Here is a 3,698-nt window from a genome sequence, read left to right as displayed (position 1 = left end):
CTATTGCCATACTTTATGCTCCTTTAAATGAGGGGTGAATGAAAATGAATGGGAAAAATGAGAGGTAAAAAGCCGCTTTTGAAAACGACTTGACAAAATATTCAAAACCGTTAGATTCATACAAAGGTGCTTGAAAAACACCTTAAAACAACAAGCGGATTGGTTACCGAAATAATCAGTCTTCTGTACATTAAAGACTTTGACTCATTATATGCTACACGCATATAATAGCTTTGTCGGGTGTGGTTACGCTATACAATACCCTTTCGGGGGAAAGGCATAACGACGGGCTTGTTGCCGTGTTTTTCAGCACCCGGCATTTTTATAAAAAATGTCAATGAAAAACGTCTAACAACAAGGAGTTCTCATGAATACTCTTATTCCAATATCGGAACAAATCATTGATCAGGAAACTGTTCAAACTGTTAACGCTCGTGATTTGCATACGTTTTTGAAGGTAACATCTCGTTTTAACGATTGGATTATTAATCGTATTAAAGAATATGGTTTCCTAGAAAATAAGGACTTTGCGAGTTTTACTAAAAATTTAGTAAAACCTAAAGGCGGTCGTCCAAGTACAGAATATCACATCACTTTAGACATGGCGAAAGAGCTCTCAATGGTGGAACGTAACGAGAAAGGACGTCAAGCACGCCGTTACTTTATTGAGTGTGAAAAGAAACTGAGAAACCAATCTGTTGATTATGATCGTGATACGCGTTTTGATTTGCCAAGTTATTGGGAAGGTATGAAACCTGGTGAAAAAGTTTTGTATCTTTTAGGTCCAATTCATATGCGTCTTCTTGATGCCTTCAGAGTAGACGAAGAAAACAGAAAATATAAAGCCCTCATTAAAGAAGCAAAAAAGGTCTTAGCAAGTCCGATTACAAAAGCTGCTTAACTTTAAAAACATGATTTTATCTCCTCGTCTTTGAGGCGGGGAGGTAGTTAACAGCATAAAATATCTTTACATAATACATATTGTACGTATAATACGTATTATACATTAAAGATAGGATGTGCATATGAAAAAATATAGTTTTACAGATGTAAACCGCGGGGCAGGCGATATTTTAGACGAGGCTATGTCTACACCTGTAGCTTTAACAAAGCGAGGGCGTGAAAAAATCATTATGCTTCCTGTTGATTTATATCATGAATTAATAAAAGCGCGTTCTGGTGCACAATCTTTTGTTTATGCAGATGCACCGCAAAATATATTAGACGATTTAGATCGTGGTTTAGATGATATTTTAAATGGCGACGAATATGTTTAAAGCAGGGGATGTTGTTCAATATTATTATTTATGGCACGAACAAGCGCAAAAAGGTGAACATTCGGGGCGCAAAGCGCGTCCTTCCTGTGTTATGGTTAAAACTGAAAGCCATTTCTTTTTGTTTCCTATCACTTCTCAAGAGCCTATTAATTTACAATATAGCTTAAAAGTACCTGAGATAGAATGTAAACGTGCGGGGTTGCAAAAGCAATCTTGGGTGCGTGTTGATGAATTTAATGTTGTTCCTTGCGAATCTTTGTTTGACTTTGAAGATTTAAAACCACAAGGGCGTTTTAGCCTCGCTTTCGTGCGTAAAATTGCACTTAAAATTAAAGAAGTTAAAGCAATAAAACCACTTGGAAAAGTCTCTAGAGATTGAGTCACAAAGTCAAACAGCGTGGAGTGTTGGAACTTTGCTAACATCTGTTTCACGTTCAGCATGCCACGCATCATAATTCGCTTGCATACGTAACCATATGGCAGCTCCATTCCCAAACATTTTGCCAAGACAAGCCGAAAGAGAAGGAGATATAGGCTTTTCGGCATTTAGAATATCATAGAGATGTTGGCGTGATATACCAAGCATCTGTGCGATTTCTGTATTCGTTTTGCCAGTTTCAGGAATAATTTCTGCCAAAACTTCTCCTGGATGAGTAGGACAACGGTTTTTATCTCTTTGTGCAGGAATGTCATTCATAACTATATCTTTTCTTAATAAAGTGAATACGAAGTTTAAATTCTATTGTCATTTTGCTCTCCAAATCAATGAAGAGACTGTAACAAGCATCACCATGCTCCATAAGACTGACACTGTCAGTCAAAAATGGTTTTAAAGAAAGAAAATCATACAAGCCTTATCGCCTAGACTTGATTATCTTTCTCTTGTGGTTCTTTTATGGGCTCTACGGGTGCGTCTGTTTCTGTCATTTCAGTAGATGAGAGCTGTTTTGTGCTTTCCTCAACAACGGGAGGAGAGAAGACTCCGTCCTTATAAGTCCAGCCGATCTGCGCTTCACTTGAGGCGATTGCCTCACCATCAAAGGCATGAACATAATCTTCTGACGCTACGATAATATTTGTTACCACACCATTTTCAACAACTGCATATTCCATGAAGTGCTCCTATATAAAAAATCTCAACAACACTGCTCCATTACCGCCATTTCCTCCTTTACCAACACCACCATCTTCTCCTGGGAAATAACCACCACCACCACCACCTCCTTGTCCACTGCCTTTGCAGCCTTTACCACCTCTGCCACCTTTATGGCTCTCTCCGCCATAACCGCCGTTACCATTATTAGCACCAGCACCCCCACCGCCGCCGCCGCCAAAAAAAGAATTTCCACCATGACCACTACCACCGTTGCCGCCATTCCCACCAGCGTAAATAAAAGAACTACCTCTATAACCATTAGAACTAGCATCGCCCCCAAAACTACCATTGAAACTTGATACGCCGCCGCTGCCACCACCACCACCTCCTCCTCCTGGCCCCCCATATGCTGTAATAATTCCTTCAATGCGTGTATAACCACCACCACCTCCACCGCCTCCCGGAGAAGCGCCTCGTCCACCTCGACCAATTTCAATAATTTTTGCGGATTTTAACTGTGAAGCTTTAATTTTAACATACACACTTTGGCCTCCACTGCCGCCGCCGCCACCGTAGCTGGATTTACCTTTGGCCCCATCTCCCCCACCTCCGCCACCACCCCATGCCCATATTTCAATTTCTGTGTTATCGGTCATACCTTCAGGAAACGGGATAGTGCCACTTTCTGTCATGAGGATTTCAAGGGGGGACGTCGCTTTTCTTAATTTCGTGATTTCATCACGTATTTCTTGAAGAGCAACAAGAGCTTCATTTTTGCTATAAACTTCCGCACCATCAACTTTAAGAGGTCCCTTCAACATGCTTCCGGTTGTGTTTAGACTGCTAACGACTTTGTTGTTATGGATAAGGTTAAACGACGAATTACCCAACAGTTCTAAGCCACCACTCATAGTGACTTTGCTGGTAAATTTATTATAACTTCGCCATTCATTTGGGCTTGTGAGGTGTCCATAGCTTGTGAGGTCTTCATTAAGCTTGGCTCTAAATTTATCGAGCCCCACAATATCTTCAATCTTATGTTGATGAGAGCCAAGCAAAGATACAGCACTGCCAAAGGTGAAGTTATTATTGCTTGATTTATAGAGAACATAATTGTTGGCTGCATCTTGTGCTCCCTCGATATCGCTTAAATCAGCAAATGAGAAGGTTTTATCGGCTGACATTTTGCCTTTGAGAGCCGCTTCAAGGTCTGTGATTTCGCTTATGCTATGCGTGTGTTTTGAAGGTGCTTTTCCCTCTACCTTTTCCTCAATATCAACAATGGCTTGATCAATTTTGGTCAAGTTTTCCCGCAAGATTGGGAA

At 40.6% G+C, this 3,698-nt stretch carries 6 protein-coding genes; 3 read left to right on the top strand and 3 right to left on the bottom strand.

Going from position 1 to position 3,698, the window contains the following annotated elements; all coding sequences use genetic code 11:
• Window positions 1–367 precede the first annotated feature (367 nt).
• From ACFIKJ_RS08745 to ACFIKJ_RS08735, 3 genes are all read left to right on the top strand, one after another.
• Complete coding sequence (locus tag ACFIKJ_RS08745; RefSeq protein ID WP_375626900.1) at window positions 368–901, top strand: antA/AntB antirepressor family protein; 534 nt, start codon at window positions 368–370, stop codon at window positions 899–901.
• A gap of 124 nt (window positions 902–1,025) precedes the next feature.
• Window positions 1,026–1,277 carry a type II toxin-antitoxin system Phd/YefM family antitoxin gene (locus ACFIKJ_RS08740; protein WP_375645208.1) on the top strand — a complete coding sequence of 84 codons (252 nt, stop codon included), beginning with the start codon at window positions 1,026–1,028 and terminating at the stop codon, window positions 1,275–1,277.
• Window positions 1,270–1,656 (top strand): hypothetical protein, encoded by a 387-nt coding sequence (locus ACFIKJ_RS08735; protein ID WP_375627070.1) that lies wholly within the window; start codon window positions 1,270–1,272, stop codon window positions 1,654–1,656. Before ACFIKJ_RS08740 ends, ACFIKJ_RS08735 begins: the two co-directional genes overlap by 8 nt.
• A 9-nt stretch (window positions 1,657–1,665) precedes the next feature.
• Here the strand turns inward: ACFIKJ_RS08735 and ACFIKJ_RS08730 are convergent, their stop codons facing one another.
• The 3 genes from ACFIKJ_RS08730 to ACFIKJ_RS08720 all read right to left on the bottom strand — a co-directional run.
• Entirely contained in the window at window positions 1,666–1,974 is a 309-nt protein-coding gene (locus tag ACFIKJ_RS08730; RefSeq protein WP_375627594.1) for a HigA family addiction module antitoxin, read from the bottom strand.
• A 164-nt stretch (window positions 1,975–2,138) separates the two neighbouring features.
• Window positions 2,139–2,390, bottom strand: coding sequence for a hypothetical protein (locus ACFIKJ_RS08725; protein WP_375653982.1), 252 nt, complete (start codon window positions 2,388–2,390; stop codon window positions 2,139–2,141).
• A gap of 9 nt (window positions 2,391–2,399) precedes the next feature.
• Window positions 2,400–3,698: Bgr_08870 family protein (locus ACFIKJ_RS08720; protein WP_375670503.1), on the bottom strand; the 1,299-nt coding region annotated here is incomplete at its 5' end.

This window comes from Bartonella sp. PS7NMGDW (genome assembly GCF_042193585.1).
GTDB classification, from domain to species: Bacteria; Pseudomonadota; Alphaproteobacteria; order Rhizobiales; family Rhizobiaceae; genus Bartonella; species Bartonella grahamii.
This window is presented reverse-complemented; position numbering and strand designations above follow the sequence as displayed.